Source organism: Streptomyces sp. FH025 (genome assembly GCF_017427025.1).
Classification (GTDB): domain Bacteria; phylum Actinomycetota; class Actinomycetes; order Streptomycetales; family Streptomycetaceae; genus Kitasatospora.
Genome location: NZ_JAFLNG010001074.1, coordinates 1 through 1,705, shown reverse-complemented (window position 1 = coordinate 1,705; position 1,705 = coordinate 1). Strand labels below are relative to the sequence as shown.

The 1,705-nt window shown below is 76.2% G+C and carries 1 protein-coding gene and 1 pseudogene; both read right to left on the bottom strand.

Translation table 11 applies throughout. From position 1 onward, the window contains the following. Positions 1–645, bottom strand: a pseudogene (locus tag J0670_RS37415) (NUDIX hydrolase); the annotation flags it as partial. A 187-nt stretch (positions 646–832) separates the two neighbouring features. Then, positions 833–1,705, bottom strand: an 873-nt coding sequence (locus tag J0670_RS37410; protein ID WP_207817230.1) for a hypothetical protein, incomplete at its 5' end; no start/stop codon positions are given.

Genomic DNA, 1,705 nt, shown 5'->3' with positions numbered 1-1,705 from the left:
CGCCGGTCGACCGCCGCCGTGCTCGACCTGCCCCGAATAGGGCGGCCCGGAGGAGATCGTGCAGCCCTCGACCGGCAGTTCCTCGATCGTCTCGTTCGCGGCGGCGGGCACGCCGAGCCAGCGGACGGCCGTGGCGACCGCCGCCCGGGCCTGGCGCAGCCCGGGCGCGCCCCAGCCCAGGAGCTCGACCGCGAGCCCCGGCGCGACCAGCAGCCGTCGGTAGTGGCGGCCCGAGGCCGGGTCGGCCACGCTCGGGCCGACCGCCCGCAGCGCCGCCGTCATCCGGACCCGGGCGCACTCGTGCCCGCCGTTCGCCGAACCGACCCGGTCGTAGAGGTAACCGAGGTAGTACGGTCGGCCGATCGCGGCCTGGGCCTCCTCGCCCGCCTCCCGGGCCAGGGCGGCGGCTGGGTCCCCGTCGTCCTCCGGCTCCAGCGAGCCTCCGGGCAGGGAGCAGATCCCGTCCCTGGGGTTGACCAGGGTCAGCACCCGCCCGTCCGGGACGAAGAGCCAGCCCCAGGACTGCTTCACCGGCAGCCCGTCCGGCACTTGCTCACCCGGCCGCCACGGCCAGCCCGCCGTGGGGCGTCGGCGCACCTTCCCGAGCAGCTCGGCGATCTCCGCCGTGAACTCGATCCGGCCCATGCCGTGCGCCCCTCTCGCTGTCAGGCCCGCCGGACCTGCGGAGCACGGTTCGGAGCGGAGCGGCCGGAGCGGCGGTGTGGGGTACCGAACGCTCCTGCTGTTGATCTTCTCCGATCTTCCCCGAACAGGCGGTCGATGAACAGTCCCCAGCGCCGCATGGTGGATGCGGAGGCCGCGAACGCCCTGATCACACCAGCGGCCCACCTCCTTCCCCGGCCCCGGGGAAGCCCTCGGCCGGGAACCCGGGCAACGGGAACCCGGGCCGCGGCACCACCCCGGGCGGGAAGGGCAACCCGCGCGCCGCGTCGTCGGCCAGCTCGTCGAACACCTCGTGCGCCGTCATCGGCCGCAGCCGCCCGCCGACCAGCGCCCAACCGCGCACCAGCTGACCGCCCGCCACAGCACCCGACACGCCGCCCGGCACGCCGCCCGCCGGATCGCCGTGCAGCAGCAGCGCCCCCTCGCCGCCGGAGGCCAGCCCCGCCGCGAGCGTGACGCAGAACGCCTCCGCGTCCCGCCCGGCGGGGGCGAGGCACCCGGACTCCACGCAGACGTCCACCGCCGAGGTGAGCTGCTCACCGTCCTCCGGCCCGTGGCAGCGCAGCGTCAGAAGGTGGCAGCCCTCCCCCGCGCCCTCGGCCAGCGCCAGGTAGACCGACGTCACGTACCGCATCACCACCGCCATCCGCCGCTGCCCGGCCGGGTCGTCGCCGACCGCATCCAGCAGGGCCGCGCAGGCGACGGACATCCGCACCCGCGCCCGGTGGTCGTCCAGCAGCACCGGGAGCAGCTCGGCCAGCCGCTCCCCCGCGTAGACGAACGGCTCCCCGGCCAGCTCCGGATCGCCCGCGTACGCGACACGGGCGGCGGGCGCCCGGGGGTCGAGCCCGAGCGCGTCGCAGTAGTCCTCGAAGTCGGCCGCCTCCAGCACCCGCAGGTGCACCTCCAGCCCCTGTTCGTACAGGGCGTTCAGCTGCTCCTCGGCCCGCCGCAGGTAGTCCCGGTGCCCGACCGCGCCGAACAGCCCGTACCGGGCCAGCCCGGCGAAGTCGGCCGCCTC